The 20304-nt window shown below is 67.6% G+C and carries 15 protein-coding genes; 4 read left to right on the forward strand and 11 right to left on the reverse strand.

Features of this window, described 5'->3' with window-relative positions; translation table 11 throughout:
- Positions 1-19: 19 nt before the first annotated feature.
- From WS57_RS16515 to WS57_RS16540, 6 genes are all read right to left on the reverse strand, one after another.
- The gene (locus tag WS57_RS16515) at positions 20-1258 is read right to left on the reverse strand and encodes a dienelactone hydrolase family protein (RefSeq protein ID WP_069244555.1); all 1239 of its coding nucleotides are present in this window, start codon (positions 1256-1258) and stop codon (positions 20-22) included.
- 39 nt (positions 1259-1297) lie between these two features.
- Positions 1298-2011, reverse strand: a complete 714-nt coding sequence (locus WS57_RS16520; RefSeq protein ID WP_009690572.1) for an SDR family oxidoreductase — start codon at positions 2009-2011, stop codon at positions 1298-1300.
- Complete coding sequence (locus WS57_RS16525; RefSeq protein WP_009690573.1) at positions 2001-2327, reverse strand: Zn-ribbon domain-containing OB-fold protein; 327 nt, start codon at positions 2325-2327, stop codon at positions 2001-2003. Before WS57_RS16525 ends, WS57_RS16520 begins: the two co-directional genes overlap by 11 nt.
- On the reverse strand, positions 2324-3493 hold the full coding sequence (locus WS57_RS16530; protein ID WP_009690574.1) for a thiolase family protein: 1170 nt from the start codon (positions 3491-3493) through the stop codon (positions 2324-2326). The genes WS57_RS16525 and WS57_RS16530 overlap by 4 nt, the downstream gene beginning before the upstream one ends.
- Before the next feature lie 25 nt (positions 3494-3518).
- Positions 3519-4865, reverse strand: a complete 1347-nt coding sequence (locus WS57_RS16535; protein ID WP_059602439.1) for an MFS transporter — start codon at positions 4863-4865, stop codon at positions 3519-3521.
- Positions 4866-5000: 135 nt separating this feature from the next.
- Positions 5001-6614 (reverse strand): ATP-dependent acyl-CoA ligase, encoded by a 1614-nt coding sequence (locus WS57_RS16540; protein ID WP_009690577.1) that lies wholly within the window; start codon positions 6612-6614, stop codon positions 5001-5003.
- Between the two features lie 395 nt (positions 6615-7009).
- Here WS57_RS16540 and WS57_RS16545 point away from each other — a divergent pair, with 395 nt between their 5' ends.
- Together WS57_RS16545 and WS57_RS16555 are read left to right on the forward strand one after the other, a co-directional pair.
- Positions 7010-7945, forward strand: coding sequence for a LysR family transcriptional regulator (locus WS57_RS16545; protein ID WP_009690579.1), 936 nt, complete (start codon positions 7010-7012; stop codon positions 7943-7945).
- Positions 7946-8397: 452 nt separating this feature from the next.
- Positions 8398-10470 carry a Na/Pi cotransporter family protein gene (locus WS57_RS16555; RefSeq protein ID WP_059602431.1) on the forward strand — a complete coding sequence of 691 codons (2073 nt, stop codon included), beginning with the start codon at positions 8398-8400 and terminating at the stop codon, positions 10468-10470.
- A gap of 534 nt (positions 10471-11004) precedes the next feature.
- On the opposite strand, the gene WS57_RS16560 is transcribed toward WS57_RS16555, so the two are convergent.
- Genes WS57_RS16560 through xylA form a run of 5 tightly spaced genes read right to left on the reverse strand, consistent with a single transcriptional unit; the run spans position 11005 to position 17716 of the window.
- Positions 11005-12216: a sugar ABC transporter permease gene (locus WS57_RS16560; RefSeq protein ID WP_009690581.1), complete on the reverse strand. Its 1212-nt coding sequence runs from the start codon at positions 12214-12216 to the stop codon at positions 11005-11007.
- Entirely contained in the window at positions 12213-13772 is a 1560-nt protein-coding gene (gene xylG, locus WS57_RS16565) for a D-xylose ABC transporter ATP-binding protein (RefSeq protein WP_009690582.1), read from the reverse strand. Before xylG ends, WS57_RS16560 begins: the two co-directional genes overlap by 4 nt.
- Positions 13773-13832: 60 nt before the next feature.
- Positions 13833-14861: a D-xylose ABC transporter substrate-binding protein gene (gene xylF / locus WS57_RS16570; protein ID WP_009690583.1), complete on the reverse strand. Its 1029-nt coding sequence runs from the start codon at positions 14859-14861 to the stop codon at positions 13833-13835.
- Positions 14862-14910: 49 nt separating this feature from the next.
- Positions 14911-16389: a xylulokinase gene (gene xylB, locus WS57_RS16575; RefSeq protein ID WP_059602426.1), complete on the reverse strand. Its 1479-nt coding sequence runs from the start codon at positions 16387-16389 to the stop codon at positions 14911-14913.
- 4 nt (positions 16390-16393) lie between these two features.
- Positions 16394-17716: a xylose isomerase gene (gene xylA, locus WS57_RS16580; protein ID WP_059602424.1), complete on the reverse strand. Its 1323-nt coding sequence runs from the start codon at positions 17714-17716 to the stop codon at positions 16394-16396.
- A 261-nt stretch (positions 17717-17977) separates the two neighbouring features.
- On the opposite strand from xylA, the gene WS57_RS16585 reads away from it, so the two are divergent.
- Together WS57_RS16585 and WS57_RS16590 are read left to right on the forward strand one after the other, a co-directional pair.
- Positions 17978-19174, forward strand: coding sequence for a XylR family transcriptional regulator (locus WS57_RS16585; RefSeq protein ID WP_069244557.1), 1197 nt, complete (start codon positions 17978-17980; stop codon positions 19172-19174).
- Between the two features lie 27 nt (positions 19175-19201).
- Positions 19202-20290, forward strand: a complete 1089-nt coding sequence (locus tag WS57_RS16590; RefSeq protein ID WP_009694711.1) for an aldose epimerase family protein — start codon at positions 19202-19204, stop codon at positions 20288-20290.
- Positions 20291-20304 lie beyond the last annotated feature (14 nt).

Here is a 20304-nt window from a genome sequence, read left to right on the forward strand (position 1 = left end):
GGCCAAGGGCGCCGCCGCGTTAGATGGGCTTGCCTTCGCTCGACGCCCAATTGCGCATCAGTTCATTGCTCGGCAGTGTCTCGTCGAACATCTTCTTCGCGGTGGCGATGCCCGCGATCGGCAGCCCTGCCGGATCGAGCACACCGAGCTGAACCAGAACGGAAGCCTGGTCCCAGTAGATGTGCTCGTTGTACAGCTTGTCGCCGCGAAAGCAGACGACGGCCAGCATCGGTATCTCGAAGTACCGCCCGGTTGGCGGCAAGCCGGGCACCAGCCAGTCGATTGCGCAGGTGTGCGTCGCGCAGAAGATGAATTCGTCGACGATGCGATCGGCCCCGATCGTGCGCGACACAGGAATCAGGCGCGTGTCCTCCGGATTGGCGTCCACGAAGTGATAGCGGTAGAAGCGCTTGAGTTGATCGTGCCCGACACCGCCGGTCATGGTCGGCACGTGGTTCACGTACGGCTGCGCGACCATCGTGGGCATGATTGCATCCACGTCGCGCGTGGCAAACTCGTAGTAACAGTGGCGTTCCCACAGGCTGTTCAGGTCGTGGACGGGCCCGAGCACCTTGCGAAGCAGCGCTAGCGTGCGCGAATACGCCATCATCGCGGCCGGCTTGTCGAATGACGCGCGCTCGGGCGTCGCGAACGCATGGTCGCAACCCGGATACACGTATTGCTCGATCGACGTGTTCGCGGACAGCGCGGCCTGGATCCTTTCCCGCGTCGCGGGCGGGCAAAGCGCATCATCGCCCGCGAAATGAAAGACCATCGGGCAGGCGATCGCCGGAACGCGGTCGAGGTAGGCATCCAGCCCGACGCCGTAGTAGCTCACGGCGCAATCGAGCCCGGTCTTCGCAGCGGCCAGCATCGCCAGCTTGCCGCCGAGGCAGTAACCGACCGCGCCCACCGTCCCGGCGTGCTGCGGCACCGCGCGAAGCGCGTCGAGCGTCGCCGCGATGTCCGCTACGGCGAGGTCGAGATCGAGCTGCTCGTTGTATGCCAGCGCGGTGGCCAGATCGTCGCCGTCATACGCGAGCACGACGCCCGGCTTGATCCGCCAGAACAGATCGGGAACCAGCACGACATAGCCTTCTTCGGCGAAGCGATCGGCCATCGATTTCATGTAGCCGTTGACGCCGAATATTTCCTGCAGAAGCACGAGCCCCGGCCCGGATCCTTGCGGCGGGACCGCAAGATAGGCCGAGAAGCTGCGTCCGTCGGTGGATTTCACGTCGATATAGTTGCCGCTCACGATCTGCTCCGTTGGTTCGAAATAAATGCGCCGGTCGCGTCAGGCCGACGCAACACGTCGTTGCACCGCGATGCGATCGCTCGCGAGTTCCGCAGCGATCGCCTTTGCCATGTCTCCCACATACAGTTCGTCGATACCGGCCGCGAGCGCGTCGAGCGTCGCGCTCACGACGTCAGGCGCCGGAATCTTCGGCCCTGGAAAATCGCGGCTCATGTCGGTGTCGATCGCACCGGGCATGATCGCGAGCACGCTCACGCCGTCTTTCGCAAGTTCCGCGCGCACGCTTTCGGTCATCCGCAACGCGGCAGCCTTCGACGCGCAGAGCGAGCCCATCGACGGCAACGCGATCCGCGCGAGGATCGACAGCATATTGACGATCGCGCCGCCGTTCTCGCGCAACGCGGGTGCAAACGCGCGGATCATGTTCAGCGTGCCGAAGTAGTTGACCTCCATCTCGCGTGTCGCGGCGTCGGGATCGACGGTCGACAGGCATGATGCCATCCGGTTGACGCCTGCGTTGTTGACCAGCAGCGTCACGTCCGGCGCGTTCGCCGCGGCACGCCGGATCTGCTGCGCGTTCGTGACGTCCAGCTCGACCGGCACGACACGCGAATCGCGTCGCACGATTGCATCCGGATCGCGCGAGGCCGCATAGATTTTCCTGGCGCCGGCGGCAAGCAGGCCTTCCACAAAGGCCGCGCCGACCCCGCGATTCGCGCCGGTCACGATCGCAATGCATCCGTCAATGTTCATCGGAATCCCCCGTCTCGTCCGCCCATGCCGTAATCCGCGCGTTCTCGTCGATGGCCAGCGACACGGCGTCGCCGTCCGCCGGCGCGTACGGCATCGCGGCAATGACCACCGGCCCTCGATCGGTTCTGATGCTGGCGATGTTCACGGCCACATCCTCGCTGCCCGCCACGCGATGCCGCAATACGGTCGACTCGCAGACCGTCCCGCGCTCGACCTCGACGTTCTCCCACGTCGCGCCCCCGCACGTCGGGCAGAAATAGCGCGCCGGAAACCACGTCTGCCCGCATTGCGCACACCGAAACACCGCGAGTTTCATCGCCGCCCTCCCTGCTCGCTGCGCTCCAGCACGACGGCGTTCGCGCACATTCCGTAGCGGTATTGCACCATGCCGTAGCCGCTGACCACGGCCAGCCGCGCGTCCGGCACCTGCCGCTCCCCCGCATCGCCGCGCAACTGCACGATCGCCTCGACCAGCCCGTGCATGCCGCCCGCGGCACCCGCCTGCCCGACCGACAATTGCCCGCCCGACGTGTTGACCCGCAGCTCGCGCGCGCCGATACGCCCGATCAGCGCGCGCAGGTCGCCGTCCGGCGCGAAGCCGAGGTCCGCCAGCTGCGCCAGCACCATGACCGGGTAATCGTCGTACACCGACACCACGTCCATCTCGCGAGGCAGCGCCCCCGCCTGCTTCCACAGATCAGCCGCGATGACGGCCAGCGAGGTCCGCCATCCGTCTGCCTGCTGATGGTCGAAGTTGTAAAGGCTTTGCAGCGCGCGCACCTTGACGTTCACCGGCGCCCGCACGAGGTCCGCGCGCGCGAGGATCAGCGCATTGGCGCCGCTCACGACCGGCACGCAGTCGAAGCGGCCGAGCGGGTCGGCCACAAGCGGCGCCGCCAGATAATCGTCGATCTGCATCGGCGCGCGATACACGGCGCCCGGGTTCTGCGCGGCCCATGCGCGTTGCGCGACGCAGATCGCGCCGTAGTCGGCCCGCTCGAGCCCGTGATGCGCGGCGTGGCGTTGGGTCAGCATCGCGAACAGGCTGTTCGGGCCGCCGCTGGGCAACGGTCGCAGGTACGTGGCGGTCGTGCGGTTGTAGTTGTCGACGAGTCGCCGAAAATCCTCGGGCGCAAACCGGTCGCCGGACACCAGCACGATGAGGTTCGCGTCGCCGCCCTGGATCGCGCGCACCGCATGCTGCAGCAGGTTGATTCCGCTCGCGCCGCCGTGGCAGTCGTCCATGCACCAGCGCGGGCTGATGCCGAGGCGCCAGGCGAGATCGATCGCGTGATCGGGCGCCAGCGTGAACGACGCGACGCCGAGCCCGTCGACATCCTTGGTCGAGAAGCCGGCGTTCCGGATCACATCCCCGAAAGCCTGCGCGAGCAGGTCGCTCGTCGTCAGCTCGCCCGGCGCGCGGCGGTAGGCAACCTCCACGGCGCCTGCGATCAGCACGTCGTCGAAATTCGGCCAGTTCATTGAGTCGCTCATGGTCGGGCGGCGATCACCGCGTTTTGCGGACGGCGGTTTCGCGCGTGAACAGCAGCGTGATCACCGTGACCAGCGACAGACCGACGAGCAGCAGCGCGACCGGCCATGCGGCGCGGTAGTGCGCGAGCAGCGCCGTGGCGATCATCGGCGACAGGCCGCCGGCGAACACCGACGCGATCTCGTGGCCGAGCGCCATCCCCGAATACCGCACCTCGGTACTGAAGAGCTCGCCCATCAGGCTCGGCTGCGTGCCGATCATCGCGCCGTGGCAGATCGCGTTGCCGAGCAGGAACGCGATCCAGATCAGCGCCGGCACCTTGCTGTCGAGCAGCCAGAAGAACGGAAACGCGATGACGACGAACCCGAGCGCGCCGATCATATAGACCGGCTTCCTGCCGATGCGATCGGACAACCGCCCCCAGAGCATCATCGTGAACAGCTCGGCGGTCATGGACACCATCACGCCCGCCAGCATGACCTGCGCCGGCACGCCGATGAACTTGCCGTACGCGAGCGAGAAGGCCAGCACGATATAGGAGCCGCCGTTCTCCGCGACACGCAGCCCCATCGCGATCAGCACTTCCCTCGGATGCTTGCGGACCACCTCGACGACCGGCATGCCGGATTTCCTGCCGGCGGCCTCGGCACGCGCGTATTCGGCACTCTCCGGCAGGTGCGAGCGGATGTACACGCCAATGCCGAAGATGATGATGGAAAGCAGGAACGGAACGCGCCATCCCCAGCCGATGAACGCGTCCCTCGGCAGCATCTGGACCGCATAGAACACCGCGGCCGACAGGACGAAGCCGCCGCCGACGCCGATCTGGCTCAGCGATGCGTAGTAGCCGCGCCGGTCGGCCGGCGCCGATTCGCTGATCATCAGCACGCCGCCGCCCCATTCGCCCCCGGCCGCGATGCCCTGCAGCACGCGCAGGGCCAGCAGCAACGCAGGCGCCCACAGGCCGACGGAAGCGTAGGTCGGAAGCAGCCCGATCAGGAACGTCGACGCGCCCATGATGGTGAGCGTCCAGACCAGCGCGCCCTTTCTGCCGAAGCGGTCGCCGATGTGGCCGAAAATCACGCCGCCGAGCGGGCGGGCGGCGAAGCCCACCGCGAAGCCGGCGAACGCGGCGATCGTGCCGACGAGCGGGTCGGTTCCCTTTGGAAAGAACAGTTCGCCGAACACCAGCGCGGCCGCGGTGCTGTACAGGAAGAAGTCGTACCATTCGAGCGCGTTGCCGGCCACGGACGCCAGCACGATTCGCCGCAGCGACGACCTGCCGCTACTCGTCTCCCTCGTAATATCGATCTCCGGCGGATGCGGACTGCTCGCGGAGGCTGGTTGCATGCTACGTCCCATGTCGTACTCCGTATCGTGATGCCAATGGCAATTGATGTATCGCGGATGTATCGCGAAAAGGCACGGGCGATTTCCGTCCTTCGACCATCCCCGTCCCGCGGCGATGCGGGCGCCCCCATCGTCGGGGGCGCCGGGCTATGCGCGCTTCAACCGGTAGCCCGAACGCTCGAGGTCCCACGTCGTCGGCGTCACGCCCTGCTCCCTGAGCTGGTACTTCTTGATCTTCCCGTTCTCCGTCTTCGGCAGGTCCGTTGCGAAATCGATGAAGCGCGGCACGGCGAAATACGGCAGACGAGGCTCGCAGTACTTCACCAGATCCAGCGGATCCAGCGCCTCGCCTTCGCGCAGCACCAGCGCGGCCATCACTTCGTCCTCCGCGAGGTTCGACTGCACCGCGAACACGGCCGCCAACTCGATTGCCGGATGGGCGAGCAGCACCTGCTCGACTTCGAACGACGAGATGTTTTCGCCGCGGCGCCGGATCGCATCCTTCAGGCGGTCGACGAACCGGAAATAGCCGTCGGGGCTGCGGACCACACGATCGCCGGTGTGGAACCACAGGTTGCGCCATGCTTCGACCGTCTTTTCCGGCATCGCGAAGTAGCCGCTCGCAAATGCATACGGTTCGCTTGCGCGCAGCACAAGCTCGCCCGCCTGTCCGTCCGGCACCGCGTTGTCGTCGGCATCGACGACCCGCGCATCGAACCCCTCCGCCAGCTTGCCCATGTAGCCGACGCGCTTCGTGCCGAGCTTGCCGCCGATCACCGAGTTGGTTTCCGTCGAGCCGTAGCCGTCGATCAGGCCGATGCCCGTGCGCCGCGTGAACTCCTCCTGGAACTGCGCAGGCACGCCGGGCGCCAGCGCAACGCGAACGCCGTGTTCGCGCTCCCGGGCCGTCTCGGCACGCGACAGCAGAATCGGCACCATCGCGCCGAGCAGGAAGGTGACCGTCGCGCGCGTTTCGATCAGCGACTCGAAAAAGCGGCTCGCCGAGAAGCGGCGTTCGACGACCAGCTGTGCATCGTGCATGAGCGCCTGGAAGAAGCTGTTCAGCGCATTCGTATGAAACAGCGGCAGGCACGTGTAGAGCACGTCGCCCGGCCCCACTTCGAGGTCACCACCCGTGTGCACGCCCCACCAGTAGAACTGCGCATGCGGGCAGATCACGCCCTTCGACAGGCCGGAGGTCCCGGACGTATAGAGAATGGCGAAGGGATCGCCGTTCGCCAGTTCCGCGGGCGCCAGCGCGTCGCCGCGCGCGGGACACGGCCGGACTTCGAAGTGCGCCGCGTGCCGCGCCGGCGCGTCGTCGTCGATGACCCACGCGGCTTCCAGCGGCAGGTCGGCATCGTCGAGGCAGTAGACGGCCTCGAGCAGCGCGGCCTCTGCGACGATCAGGCGCGCGCCCGAATTGCGCAGGATGTGCTGCAGCTGCATGCCGCGCGAGGCGGTGTTGATCGGCACCGCGACCGCGCCGAGCCATGCGCAGCCGAGCAGTGTCTCGATGAACTCGATCCGGTTCGAGCACAGCAGCGCGACGCGGTCGCCTCGCTTGATGCCGTGCGCGGCAAGCGCGCCCGCCCGGCCGGCGGCGGCCGCCATCGCATCGACCGCGGTCCACTGCGTGGCGCGATCGGAAAAAAGCGGCGCCGTTCCGTTGCGTGCAACGCGCGCCATCAGCATCGCCGGCAGCGTGCGGTTCGCGTGTCGATCGGATGAAGTGTCGATCTGTTCAGCCATCGTGTGCATGGGACCGTTTCAAGCAGGGTTGTCGTGTGGAACCCAGTCTAGGAGTCGCTCAGATATCGGTCCAATTCATCATTAATATGGCCATCATCCAAATTTTGGATGCAGTCGCGCGCAGGGATCGGGACGCCCGGAGGCCCGCGCGCCGACACGCCAGCCGGCCGGCGCATTGCGCCCGATCGGCGTGCGCACCGGCGCGATCTCGCGGCGTGCATCGACCGTCCCGATGCGCGCGACGCTACGGGTTTATCCGGACGCGTGAATACGAATGAAGGGCGGCAGCGAACCGCAACAGGCGCCGGCAGCGCGCCGGGATCATCGCGGCGGGCGCGCTCCGTCGGGCGAAGGTCTCGGCTACCATATCGACCGAATGCATCGACCTCGTCGTCTACATCGACATGACTGATTTCAACAACGCCGACCTGAATCTGTTGCGCGTGTTCCAGACGATTCTCGAGGAACGCGGTCTCACGCGGGCCGGCAGCCGGCTCGGGCTGTCGCAGCCCGCGGTCAGCTACGCGCTGGGGCGGCTGCGCGCGCTATTCAATGACCCGCTGTTCGTGCGCACGCCGGAAGGCATGCTGCCCACGCCGGCGGCGCAACGGCTCGCGCCGCTGATCGGCCGCGCGCTCGTCGCGGTGAGGGAGGCGCTGGAGGACGGCGAGCAGTTCGATCCGGCCACCAGCACGCGCGAATTCCGGATTTCCATGTCGGACATCGGCGAGCAGGCATTTCTTCCGCTGCTCTGCGAGAAACTCCAGGCCATTGCGCCGTCGATCCAGATCTCGGCGGACCAGGTGCCGCTCAGCCACATCGAGGAGCGAATGCGGCTGGGCCAGCTCGATTTCGCGATCGGCAACCTGCCGGCGCTCAAGCCCGTCACGCGATTCGCGCTGCTGTTCAACGAGGAGTACGCGTGCATGACGCGCAAGCGTCCGGGACTGCCGTCGCGCAAGCTTTCGGCCGCGCAGTTCGTCGAGATGAAGCATGTCGCGGTGATGTCGAGCGACAACAGCCACGTTGTCATCGACGATGCCATGCGCGCCGGCGGCCTGCATCGCAGCATCGCGTTGCGCGTACCGCATTTCACCGTAATCCCGCTGATCCTGCAGCGCACGGACTGGATGGTCACGTTGCCGCGCGGCGTGGCCCAGGCACTGAACGAGTATGGTCAATTCGCGATCTTTCCGACGCCCGTGCCCATCGCCCACTTCGAGTCCACGCTGCATTGGCACGACGCCTACGACGCGGAACAGGGCAACCGCTGGTTCCGGGCGCTCGTCATCGACACATTGACGCAATACCGGCGCGATCTCGATCGACGAACCCGCTGACCTCGATATGCCCGGTCCATAGCCGCGCGCAAATCCGTGTGGGGATCGGCGAATCGGTTTCGATAGGTCATCGGCGCGCGCGAGGCCCGGATGACCCGGCACGGCGCGATCGTCCATTCCGTACGGGCCAGATCCCCGCGCGGCAAAGCGTTTCAATCCTGAAACGCATTCGATGGATCAGGCCATCGTCACTACCTGTTTCGCCCCGTCGATCCCCGCAAAGCAATGAATGGCCAAGGCCGGAACGCTACTTGCTTGACGAGTAGCGCTGTCGACGACGCGCGCCCGAACGTATCCGCCCGGTAGAACGTGTTTCTCCCGCAGCTGCGTTTTCCGCGACGCAACAACATGCATTCGGACTCGCGTGTCCGTCAGAACCAGCAGCGCGTGCGAGCGGGCCGCGCGACAGAAAAGTGGCAAGTGCAATCGGTCGGCGTCGGGGAAGCGCAATCATGACATTCACGTTCACACTGATCGATCTCGCCGGCTCTATTGCCCTGGTGCTGCTTGGCACGCAGATGCTTCAGACCGGCATGCAGCGTGCCTTCGGCGCAGGCCTGCGGTCGTTGCTGGAACGGGCGCTCGATGGGCGACTTCCCGCCTTCTTCGGCGGCATGGGTGTGACGGCGGTGCTGCAAGGCAGCTCGACGACCGCCGTCATGACGGAGGAATTCACCGCGCAGGGACGCATCGGCCTGGTCCCGGCGCTGGCCATGATGCTCGGCGCGAACGTCGGGACGACGTTGATCGTGCAGGCGCTGTCGTTCGAAGTCGAGACCGTGTCGCCCGCGCTGATACTCGTGGGTATGCTGATGTTTCGCAAGGTATCGAACACGCGCGCACATGAACTGGGGCGCATGTTCATCGGCCTGGGCCTGTTGCTGCTCGCCCTGCATCATCTGCAGGAGCTGATGACGGACTACGAGGATGCGCCGAGCCTTCGGATGTTGCTGGGCGACGTCTCGACGGTGCCGCTGATCGACGTCGTGCTGGCAGCCGGTCTGACCTGGGCCGCCGATTCGAACGTCGCTATCGTTCTGCTGATCATGACGCTCTGCGCGCAAAACGTCATCCCGCCCGATACCGCTTTTGCACTCGTGATGGGGGCAAACCTGGGTGCGGCCATCCACCCCGTGCTGGAGGGGACGGTAACGCACGATGCGGCTTCCAGGCGCGTGTCGATCGGCAATCTGCTCATTCTGTCGATCGGCGTGGTGCTTGCGCTTGCAGCACTCACGCCGATCGGCTGCCTCATGGTCAGGATCGAACCGGACAACGGACGCGTGGTGGCCGACTTCCATACGCTGTTCAACCTGGTGCTCGCCTGTCTGTTCCTGCCGCTGCTCGCGCCGTACGCAGACCTGTTGACTCGACTGCTTCCTGCGCTCGTGAAAGTCTCGGACGCGCCGCAACAGCCGTACGTCGATCCGCTCGCGGCTCAGGTGGCCGAGATCACGCCCGGCCTGGCGGCCGGCAATGTGCTTTCCGTCGCCGATACGCCGTCCGGAATGCTTTCGCAGGCCCGCGCCGCCTCGATCGGCCGTGCCGGCATGCTCGTCACGGCAGTCCGCAGCCACGACGACGTTCTGGATGACGTCAGGATGGCGCCCAGGACATCCACGGCATTTCCCGACGCCGCGCAACTCGCCCACTACGAGGGACGCGGCCTGCATGAAAGCGACGACCGGCTGCACGCGCGCACGCGAAATCGTATCGAGATCAGGGAATGCGCCGGTCATACGCTCGAGTGCATCGGCGCCGATGGCAACGTGCAGACGTACTACCCGGTGAAGTCGCTGTGGCTCACGCTGCAGGACATCCAGGTCGTCACGCGGCTGGAGCCTGCGGGCGGCGCAGCCTGTTCGACGCTGTCGACTTATGTGCAGGGAACCGCGAGTCTGGACGATTGCCGGCTGTCGATCATTGGCGAGGCGCACAACAGCACGCGCACGGTCCACATCACCTTCGCGGCCCGCGAGATTGGCGCGACTGAACGACGAGGTCTTCGCGCGTTGCAGGACGAACTCGGTATCGCCCTGTCCGACGACCCGCTCGGCACGGCAAGGCTCGGCTACAACGAGTCCGACGATGAGATGCAGGAGCCGGCTCAGTGGTGGGCGTTGTGCGACGTGCCGGCCAGCAGCATGCAGGCGCTTGCCGACGGCGTCGAAGCGGGACGGGTGACCGCTGTCAAGGCCGGGTTGTGCCTGCGGGGCGTCTACACGTCGGCCCCGTCTGGCGCCCCGCAGGCCGGCGGGCTGCGCGTGTTCCTGCGCCCCGGCCAGGACGGCAGTCCGGTGGAAACGCCGCCATCAGCCAGCGGATATGTCGTCTATCTCGCCATCGATCTGCCGAAAGTCAACCTGCCCGGAGACGGCCAGCCCGCGCAGGTGGCGGTGCGCGCGGGCGACGGGAATGCCATCGGCGCATTGACGGAAAGGCTCGACAAGGTGTTCGCCGGCTTGAAGTGGCTCGCTGCGCTGGTCGCGATCCTCGTTGTTGTTCTGCTGATCAAGGGGCGGTAACAACGCTGACGCCCGGGCATGAGAATCGACGACCTTGCGCGCTTCGTCGCCCGCGCGCCCGGGATGAATGATGCCCTTCGAGATTCCCGCCAGCAGACGCTGGTCGGATGCGGCGGGTTGGCGTCACGCGATCACGTTGCGCCACGCGTCGGTAAAGAACTTCTCGACCGGGCCGCTTATGTATCAACACTGAAACGTCCTTTCGGCCTCTCGCGCAGCCGTTCGGGCGCGGCACGCTCGGCAGGGACGATCCCCGCATGATCGGTTCGATGTACCACCGCTGAAACACTTTCACCGTCTCAACGCAGCTTTTCGTGCCGTCTCGGCTCCGAGACCCGATGAGCATGCAAAGCAACTCGATGGGACGCCCCTTGCACCGGCATCCGTCGGCCGTAGCGCTCGTTCCGCGCGCAAATCACTTCCGCGCGTTCCACTTCGAGGCCGACTTCGACTCGATGCCTCGCCGGCTTGGCCTGTCCTGAAGGCGTTCGACCGGCCTGTTCCGCGTACGCTCCTCCAGGCCGGCCGCCCCCCTCACCGCCGATTCGACCGCGACACCACGTCGATCCACACCGCCAGCACCAGCACCGCGCCCTTGACGATCATCTGCCAGTACGCGTCGACGTCCAGCATCGACATGCCGTTGTCGAGACTCGCCATCACGAGTGCGCCGATCAGCGCGCCATAGACGGTGCCCGAGCCGCCGCGCATCGACGTGCCGCCGATGAAGCACGCGGCGATCGCGTCGAGTTCGCCCATCGTGCCCGCCGACGGCGAGCCCGCCGCAAGCCGCGCGGTGTTCACGATGCCCGCGAACGCGCACATCAGCCCCATCAGCGCGAAGATCGCGAGCTTCACGCGATCGGTGTCGACGCCGGACAACCTCGTCGCCTCGAGGTTCGAGCCGACCGCATAGATGCGCCGGCCGAACACGGTCTGCGTCGCGATCCACGAGAACACGCCGAGCAGCGCGAGCAGCAGCAGCACCGGCACCGGAATGCCGCCGTACCGGTCGAGCGTCGCAACGAACGCGAACAGCACGACGCCCGCGCCCGCGATCTTCACGGCGTCCTGCCACAGCGGTGCGACCGCGAGCCGGTAGCGGCGCCGCGTGCCGCGCTGGCGCACGACCAGCAACGCGACGAGCGCGAACAGCAGCAGCGCGAGGCCGTCCCCCGCCACGCGCGGCAGGTAGCCCTGCCCGAGGAACACGAACCCGTCGGACACCGGCGCGATCGTCGAGCCGCCTGTCACGCCGAGCAGGATGCCGCGAAACGCGAGCATCCCGCCGAGCCCGACGATGAACGACGGCACGCGCCGATAGGTCGACCACCAGCCGTTGAAGAGGCCGGCCAGCACGCCGAGCGCGAGCACGGCCGGCACCGTCGCCGCGACCGGCCAATGGCGATTCACGTCGAGGATCGCCGCAACGCCGCCGAGCAGCCCGAGCAGCGAGCCGACCGACAGGTCGATCTCGCCCGCGATGATCACGAACACCATCCCGCACGCGAGCATGCCGGTGATCGACATCTGCCGCAGCAGGTTCGACAGGTTGCGCGGCGTGACGAACGCGCCGTCGGTCAGCACCGAGAAAAACGCCCAGATCGCGACGACCGCGAACAGCAGCGCGAGGATCTTGTAGCGCACGAAAAGCTGGCGCAGCGGACGCCCGTCGAGACGGCCGCCCGGGCGGCGCGCCGCGGCGTCCTGCGCGGCCGGCGTGGAAGAAGACAGTTCGGAATTCATATCACACTCGCTGCGTTAGGTTCGGTCGGCCGCGCGACCGGCTTCAGTGCGGCGCCGAGTATCTGTTCCTGCGTGAGGCCGTCGTTGACGAAGTCGCCGCGCAGCTCGCCTTCGCCGATCACCAGCACGCGGTCGGCCAGCCCCAGCACTTCGGGCAGTTCCGACGACACGACGATCAGCGCGACGCCGCGCCTGGCGAGCGCAAACACGAGACGGTAGATCTCGGCCTTCGCGCCCACGTCGACGCCGCGCGTCGGCTCGTCGAGAATCAGCACCTGCGGCTCGGCCAGCAGCATTCTCGCCAGCACCGCCTTCTGCTGGTTGCCGCCCGACAGGCTCGCGATCGGCAGGAACGGATGCGCGGCGCGCACCGACAGGCGCTGCATCTCGGTGCGGATCGCGTCGAGCTCGGCGGCCGCGTCGATCCGCCCGCGCGCCGCGAAGCGCCGCAACACCGCCAGCGTGATGTTGTGGCCGACGCCGAGCTGCGGCACGATGCCGTGGCGCTTGCGATCCTCGGGCACCATCGCGATGCCGGCGCGTATCGCGTCGGACGGCGAGCGGATCGCGAGCGGCTGCCCGTTCATCAGCACGGTCGCCGTGCACGCGCCCGGATACGCGCCGAAAATCGCCTGCATCAGCTCGGTGCGCCCCGCGCCGACGAGCCCGGCCACGCCGAGGATCTCGCCGCGCCGCACGCTGAACGACACGTCGTCCACCCGCTTGCGGCGCGGGTTCGTCACGTCGCGGCAGGTCACGTGGCGCGCCTCCAGCACGACCTCGCCGATTTCATGCGGCTCGCGGGGATACAGGTCGCGAATCTCGCGGCCGACCATCATCGCGATGATCCGGTCGGTCGTCAGCGTCCGCATCGGCTCGGTCGCGACATGGCGGCCGTCGCGGATCACGGTGACCGTATCGCACACGGCCTCGACCTCGTCGAGCTTGTGCGAGATGTACACGCATGCGACGCCGCGGCGCTTCAAGTCGCGCACGATGTCGAGCAGGATGCGCGTCTCGGCGGCGCTCAGCGACGACGAAGGTTCGTCGAGGATCAGCAGCTTCGCACGCTTGTTCAGCGCCTTCGCGATCTCGATCAGCTGCTGGTGGCCGCCGCCGTAGTTCGTCACCGGCTGCGCGACGTTGATCGCGTCGATCCGCAGTTCGCGCAGCAGTTCCTCGGCTCGCCCGATCATCGCCGCATAGTGCATGCGCCCGCCCGGCAGCGTGATCTCGTTGCCGAGGAAGATGTTCTCGGCCACCGACAGCTCGGGCACCAGCATCAGCTCCTGGTGGATGATCACGATGCCCGCGCGCTCGGTGTCGCGCACGCCGGATGCGACGAGCGGCGCGCCTTCCCAGCGGATCTCGCCGTCCCAGGTGCCGTGCGGGTAGACGCCCGACAGCACTTTCATCAGCGTCGACTTGCCCGCGCCGTTCTCGCCGCACAGCCCGACGCACTCGCCGGGCCGCACGGTCAGGTCGATGCCGTCGAGCGCTTTCACGCCGTCGAATTCCTTGACGATGCCGCGCATCGTCAGCAAGGGTTCGGTCATTCGTTCATGCCTCGCAGTAGGCGCGCGGACGCGCCGGTTGGCGGCCCGCGCGTCGCGCCGTTACTGGCTCGCCAGCTGCGCCTGGGTGTAGAAGCCGTCCTTCACGACGATGTCGACGTTGCGCTTGGTGAGCAGCGTCGGCTGCAGCAGCACCGTGTCGACCTTCTTCCTGCCGTTGTCGTATTGCGCGTTGAAGGCGGGTTTGGTGCCCTTCGCGAGATCGACGGCGAGCTTCGCCGCTTCGCTCGCGATCAGCTTGAGCGGCTTGTAGACGGTCATCGTCTGCGTGCCGGCGATCACGCGCTTGACCGCCGCGAGGTCGGCATCCTGCCCGGACACCGGCACCTTGCCGGCCAGATGCTGCGCGGCGAGTGCCTGGATCGCACCGCCCGCGGTGCCGTCGTTCGACGCGACGATCGCGTCGATCTTGTTGTTGTTCGCGGTCAGCGCATCCTCGACGATCCGCAGCGCGGTCGACGCGCTCCACTCGGGCACCCACTGCTGGCCGACGATCTTGATGTCGCCGCGATCGACCGCTGGCTTCAGCACCTTCATCTGCCCTTCGCGCAGCATCTTCGCGTTGTTGTCGGTCGGCGCGCCGCCGAGCAGGAAGTAATTGCCCTTCGGCTTCGCGTCGTAGACGCCCTGCGCCTGCAGTTCGCCGACCTTCTCGTTGTCGAACGAGATGTAGGCATCGACGTCGGCGTCGAGAATCAGCCGGTCGTACGACACCACCTTGATGCCCGCCTTGCGCGCTTCGGCCACGACGTTGCCGAGCGTCTTCGAATTGAACGGCACGATGACGATCACGTCCACGCCGCGCGAGATCAGGTTCTCGATCTGCGAGATCTGCCGCTCCTCGCTGGCATCCGCCGACTGCACGGACACTTTCGCGCCGAGCTTCGTCGCCGCGGCGACGAAATAATCGCGGTCGCGCGACCAGCGCTCGACGCGCAGGTCGTCGATGCAGAAGCCGATCTCGGGCTTGTCCTTGCTCGCATGCGCAAGCGGCGCGCAAAGCGCGAGGGCCGCCAGCGCGGCGGTGCCGGCCAGCGCGTTCAGTACGGTACGACGCGTCACGGTTTTCATGTCTCCACTCCTCTTTATTGGACTGCTACGAATGCCGGGCAGCCGGCTTTCACGCACCGGCCGCAAACACCGGTTCGAGCGCGCGATACAGCGCGCGAAAGGTCGGCCGCCGCACGTCGCGATACCACGCGTGGCGCGCCATGTCGGGCTCCCGCACCGCCGCCACGGGCGGCTGCGGGCACACCGCGTCGAGCGATGCATCCGGTTCGAGCGCCAGATGCGCGAGCCGCGCGGCGCCGAGCGCCGGGCCCACCTCGCCGCCGGCGCGCAGCGTCAGCGCGCGGCCGCTCAGGTCGGCGAGCATCTGCGTCCAGTACGCGCTGCGCGAGCCGCCGCCGATGACCGTGATGCTTTCGGGTGCCAGCCCGGCCGCATGCAGCGCGTCGATCCCGTCGAGCAGCGCGAAGCCGACGCCTTCGAGCGTCGCGTTCGCGAGATCCGCGCGCTGCGTGTCGGGCGTCAGCCCGTAGAACACGCCCTTCGCGTTCACGTCGTTGTGCGGCGTGCGTTCGCCGCTCAGGTAAGGCAGGAACCACGGGCGGTCCGCGCGCGCGTTCGTTTCCGCGTCGGCGAGCAGCGCGGCGACGCCGTCGTAACCGGCCAGCTGCGCGGTGAAATCGACGCAGCCGGCCGCATTCAGCATCACCGACATCAGGTGCCAGGTGTGCGGCAGCGCGTGACAGAAGCTGTGCACCGCCGAGTCCGGATTCGCGCGAAAGCCGTCCGATACCGCGAAATAAACGCCCGACGTGCCGAGCGACAGCAACGCATCGCCGGGCCGCACGATGCCGACGCCGACCGCGCCGGCCGCGTTGTCGCCGCCGCCCGCGACCACCGGAATCTCGCGCAGCCCGAGCGTGCGGGCGACGGCCGGCAGCAGCGTGCCGGTGATGCGGTTGCCCTCGAACACGGCAGGCACCTGCGCGCGCGACAATCCGCACGCAGCGAGCAGCGCGTCGTCGTAGTCGCGCTTCGCGACGTCGAGCCACAGCGTGCCCGCCGCATCCGACGGATCGGTCGCGAACACGCCGGTCAGCCGGTAGCGCAGATAGTCCTTCGGCAGCAGCACCTGCGCGATCCGCGCGAAGACCTCGGGTTCGTGCCTGCGCACCCACAGCAGCTTGGGCGCCGTAAAGCCCGGCATCGCGAGATTGCCGGCGACCGCGTGCAGCGCGGGCGCCAGTCGCTCGAGTTCCGCGCACTCCGCATCCGCGCGCCCGTCGTTCCAGAGGATCGCCGGGCGCAGCACGTCGCCGTGCGCGTCGAGCAGCGTCGCGCCATGCATCTGCCCGGTCAGGCCGAGCGCATCGATGTCGCGCGGATCGATGCCGGCCGCACGCGCATCGGCGACGAGCGCGGCGAGCGCGCCGCACGCCGCATCCCACCAGTCGTGCGGCGCCTGTTCGGACCAGCGCGGCCGCGGCCGGCTCACCGCGAGCGGCCGGCTCGCGCTGGCCCGCACCGCGCCGTCGCGGTCGAGCAGCACGGCCTTCACGCCCGAGGTGCCGAGATCGAGTCCGATGTACATCACGTCAACGCAGCCCGTAGATCGCCTGGTTCACGATATTCTCGAGCCGTTCCTGTGCGCCGCTCGCGTGCTGCGGGTTCACGCCCCGTGCGAGCGCATCGGCGGCGAGCGACTCGAGCGTGTAGCCGCCCGACAGGATCTCGCGGCCGAACGCGCTGTCCCACTGCGCGTAGCGCTGCCGGCGCAGCGCGTCGAGCCGGTCGTTCTCGACCAGCACGGCGGCGCGTTCGAGCGCGAGCGCGAGCACGTCGATCGCGCCGACATGGCCGTAGAACAGATCCTCCGGATCGACGCTCTGGCGACGCACCTTCGCGTCGAAGTTCATGCCGCCCGTGGTAAAGCCGCCGTGGCGCAGAATCTCGTAGAACGCGAGCGTCAGCTCCTCGACGCTGTTCGGAAACTGGTCGGTGTCCCAGCCGTTCTGCGGATCGCCGCGATTCGCGTCGACGCTGCCGAACACGCCGAGCGCGAACGCGTTCGCGATCTCGTGATGAAACGAGTGGCCGGCGAGCGTCGCGTGATTCGCCTCGATATTCACGCGTATCTCGTGCTGCAATCCGTATTGCGTGAGGAAGCCGTGCACGGTCGCGACGTCGTAGTCGTACTGGTGCTTGGTCGGCTCCTGCGGCTTGGGTTCGATCAGCAGCGCGCCGTCGAAGCCGATCCGGTGCTTGTGTTCGACGACCATCGACAGGAAGCGCGCAAGCTGTTCGCGTTCGCGAACGAGATCGGTGTTGAGCAGCGTCTCGTAGCCTTCGCGGCCGCCCCACAGCACGTAGTTCTCGCCGCCGAGCCGATGCGTCGCGTCGAGCGCGTGACGCACCTGGGTGGCCGCCCATGCGAACACGTCGGGATTCGGGTTGGTCGCCGCGCCCGCCGCGAAGCGCGGATGCGAGAACAGGTTCGCGGTGCCCCACAACAGCCGGACGCCGGTCGCCTGCTGGCGCTCGCCGAGGTAGTCGACCATCCGCGCGAAGTTCTCCACGTATTCGCGAAGGTTGTCGCCTTCCGGCGCGACGTCGGTGTCGTGGAAGGTATAGAACGGCGTGCCGAGCTTCGAGAAGAACTCGAACGCGGCATCGGCCTTCTGCCGCGCGCGTTCGAGCGCGTCGCCCGGCTGCTGCCACGGACGCCTGAACGCGCCCTGGCCGAAGATGTCGTGACCCGGCCACACGAACGTGTGCCAGTAGCACACCGCGATCCGCAGATGCTCTTCGAGCGTCTTGCCGAGCACCTTCTTCGTGCGGTCGTAATAGTGGTAAGCCAGCGGGTTGTCCGACTGCGGACCTTCGTAGCGAATCGCGGGAATCTGTTCGAAATACGACATGGCGTCTCCATCCGGTTTCTTGTTGCGGTGCGGCGCGCATCGCGATCGCGCGGCGCCGAATTCGATCTGGCTGGATCGTGCCTCCGCGCCCCGGCGCCCGCAATTGCGAAATTGCGCAGCACGCTTAACGTTTCTTGCCAGCGTGCTGCGCACGGCGCGCGTTCCGTCCTACAATCGGCGAACGCAAGACAAGCGCGCGACACCGCGCGCGCCCGGAGACAACCGCGTGACGCCCCGGACGGCGCGCGCTTCGAGACCGAGATGACCCGTCCCCCTTCCGCCCAGACGCCGCACCGCATCGCGCTGCTGTTCAACGCCAACAAGGTCTACGACCGCGAGATCATCAGCGGCATCGGCCAGTACCTGCGCTCGACGCGCGTGGTGTGGGACCTGTTCCTCGAAGACGACTTCCGCTGCCGGCTCGCCGGCATCGAGCATTTCGACGGCAACGGCATCATTGCCGACTTCGACGATCCGGCCGTGGCCGACGCGCTCGCCGGCTCGCCGCTGCCGATCGTCGCGCTCGGCTCGTCTTACGAGAATCCGGCGCAGTATCCGCCGGGCGTGCCGTATATCGCGACCGACAACGCGAAGCTCGTGTCGCTCGCCTACACGCACCTGATCGGCGCCGGCCTCGCGCACTTCGCGATGTACAGCCTGCCCGTCGCGCAGCAGAACCGCTGGGCGCAGCAGCGCGAACTGGCGTTCGACCGGCTCGCGCGCGCGGACGGGCTCGACGCACCGATCTACCGCGGGCTGTCGACGAGCGCATCGGAGTGGAATCATGCGATCGAGCAGCTGATCGGCTGGCTGCATGCGCTGCCGAAGCCGGTCGGCGTCATCGCGGTGACCGACGCGCGCGCGCGGCACCTGCTGCAGGCCTGCCTGATCGCCGGCCTCGCGGTGCCGGAACAGGTCGCGATCATCGGCATCGACAACGATCCGCTCACGCGCACGCTGACGCGCATTCCGCTGTCGTCCGTCATCCAGGGCACCGAGGAAATGGGCCGGACCGCCGCGCACCTGCTGCATCAGATGCTGCGCGGCGCGCGTTTTCCCGACCGGCGGATCCTCGTGCCGCCGGTCGGCATCAACGTGCTCGAATCGACGCGCCACCAGCCGCTCGCGAGCCCGCACGTGATGCGCGCCCGCCATTTCATCCGCCAGTACGCGTGCCAGGGCATCAAGACCGAACAGGTCGCCGACTACGTGGGCGTGTCGCGCTCGCTGCTCGAAGAACACTTCCGGCGCGAACTGCAGCGCACCGTGCATCAGGAGATCCTGCGCCACAAGCTCGAAGCGGCGCAGGCGCTGCTCGCCGGTCGACAGGCATCGAGCGCCGAAGTCGCGATCCGCTGCGGGTTTACGTCGCTCCAGTACATGTACGCAGTGTTCCGGCGCGAGCTGGGATGCACGCCGCGCGAATACCAGGAACGCGCCGCCGTCGCCGCGCACTGAAGCCGGCCCTTCACATCGAATCCACCCATGCATATCGATACCGATTCCCCCCGCCCGGCGCCCGGCGTCGCCCGCCTGCATTCCGAGCCTTGGGGCACGCTGCCCGACGGCGACGCGGTGCGGCGCTACACGCTGCGCAATGCGCACGGGATGCGCGTCGTCGTCAGCGACCTCGGCGCGACCGTCGTGTCGTGGCTCGCGCCCGACCGCACCGGCCGCTTCGCCGATATCGTGCTCGCGCACGACACGCCCGCGGAATATGTCGAATCCGGCGTCTACCTCGGCGCGACCATCGGCCGGTGGGCGAACCGAATCGCCGGTGCGCGCTTCACGCTCGACGGCGTCGACTACCGGCTCGACCGCAACGAGCGCGGCAACCTGCTGCACGGCGGCGCGAACGGCTTTCACCGCCAGCGCTGGGCCGTCGTCGACGACTGCGGCGGGCTCACGCTGCAGCTCGATTCGCCCGAAGGCGACGCCGGCTTCCCCGGCAACGTGAGCGTGCAGGTCCGCTACACGCTCGACGACGACGGCACGCTGACGATCGACTACACCGGTGTCGCCGATGCGCCGTCGCCGCTCAACCTGACGAATCACAGCTATTTCAACCTCAACGGCCGCGCCGGCAGCGACGTGCGCGGCCACGTGCTGAGCATCGACGCCGATGCCTTCCTCGAAGTCGACGACGCGCTGATCCCGACCGGCGCCGCGGACGTGACCGGCACCGCGTTCGATTTCCGTCAGAGCGCGCCGCTCGGCGCGCGCCTCGACTGGCCGCATGCACAGCTCGCGCGGGCGCGCGGCTTCGACCACTGCTTCGTGCTGCGCAACGGCATCTGCGCGGTCAGGCCGGTCGCACGCATCTACGATCCGGAAAGCGGCCGCGAGCTCGTCGTGTCGACCGACCAGCGCGGCCTCCAGCTCTACACCGGCAACCATCTCGACGGCGTGCGCGTGAGCGGCGGTACGCGCTGCGCGCGGCACGCCGGCCTGTGCGTCGAAGCCGGCGGCTTTCCGGACCAGGTCAACATGCCCGACCTGCGCGACGAGGTCATCGTTCACCCGGGCGCCGTCTACCGGCAGACGACGCAGTATCGCGTCGCCGTTCGCGCGTGACGCGGCGCCGGCCG

Origin of the sequence: Burkholderia pseudomultivorans (assembly GCF_001718415.1) — a bacterium.
Taxonomy (GTDB): Bacteria; Pseudomonadota; Gammaproteobacteria; order Burkholderiales; family Burkholderiaceae; genus Burkholderia; species Burkholderia pseudomultivorans_A.

Excerpts from the sequence above, each read along its gene's own strand:
- WS57_RS16520 (WP_009690572.1), bottom strand. The coding sequence starts at position 2,011 with ATGAACATTGACGGATGCATTGCGATCGTGACCGGCGCGAATCGCGGG.
- WS57_RS16525 (WP_009690573.1), bottom strand. The coding sequence starts at position 2,327 with ATGAAACTCGCGGTGTTTCGGTGTGCGCAATGCGGGCAGACGTGGTTT.
- WS57_RS16530 (WP_009690574.1), bottom strand. The coding sequence starts at position 3,493 with ATGAACTGGCCGAATTTCGACGACGTGCTGATCGCAGGCGCCGTGGAG.
- WS57_RS16535 (WP_059602439.1), bottom strand. The coding sequence starts at position 4,865 with ATGGGACGTAGCATGCAACCAGCCTCCGCGAGCAGTCCGCATCCGCCG.
- WS57_RS16540 (WP_009690577.1), bottom strand. The coding sequence starts at position 6,614 with ATGCACACGATGGCTGAACAGATCGACACTTCATCCGATCGACACGCG.
- WS57_RS16545 (WP_009690579.1), top strand. The coding sequence starts at position 7,010 with ATGACTGATTTCAACAACGCCGACCTGAATCTGTTGCGCGTGTTCCAG.
- WS57_RS16555 (WP_059602431.1), top strand. The coding sequence starts at position 8,398 with ATGACATTCACGTTCACACTGATCGATCTCGCCGGCTCTATTGCCCTG.
- WS57_RS16560 (WP_009690581.1), bottom strand. The coding sequence starts at position 12,216 with ATGAATTCCGAACTGTCTTCTTCCACGCCGGCCGCGCAGGACGCCGCG.
- xylG (WP_009690582.1), bottom strand. The coding sequence starts at position 13,772 with ATGACCGAACCCTTGCTGACGATGCGCGGCATCGTCAAGGAATTCGAC.
- xylF (WP_009690583.1), bottom strand. The coding sequence starts at position 14,861 with ATGAAAACCGTGACGCGTCGTACCGTACTGAACGCGCTGGCCGGCACC.
- xylB (WP_059602426.1), bottom strand. The coding sequence starts at position 16,389 with ATGTACATCGGACTCGATCTCGGCACCTCGGGCGTGAAGGCCGTGCTG.
- xylA (WP_059602424.1), bottom strand. The coding sequence starts at position 17,716 with ATGTCGTATTTCGAACAGATTCCCGCGATTCGCTACGAAGGTCCGCAG.
- WS57_RS16585 (WP_069244557.1), top strand. The coding sequence starts at position 17,978 with ATGACCCGTCCCCCTTCCGCCCAGACGCCGCACCGCATCGCGCTGCTG.
- WS57_RS16590 (WP_009694711.1), top strand. The coding sequence starts at position 19,202 with ATGCATATCGATACCGATTCCCCCCGCCCGGCGCCCGGCGTCGCCCGC.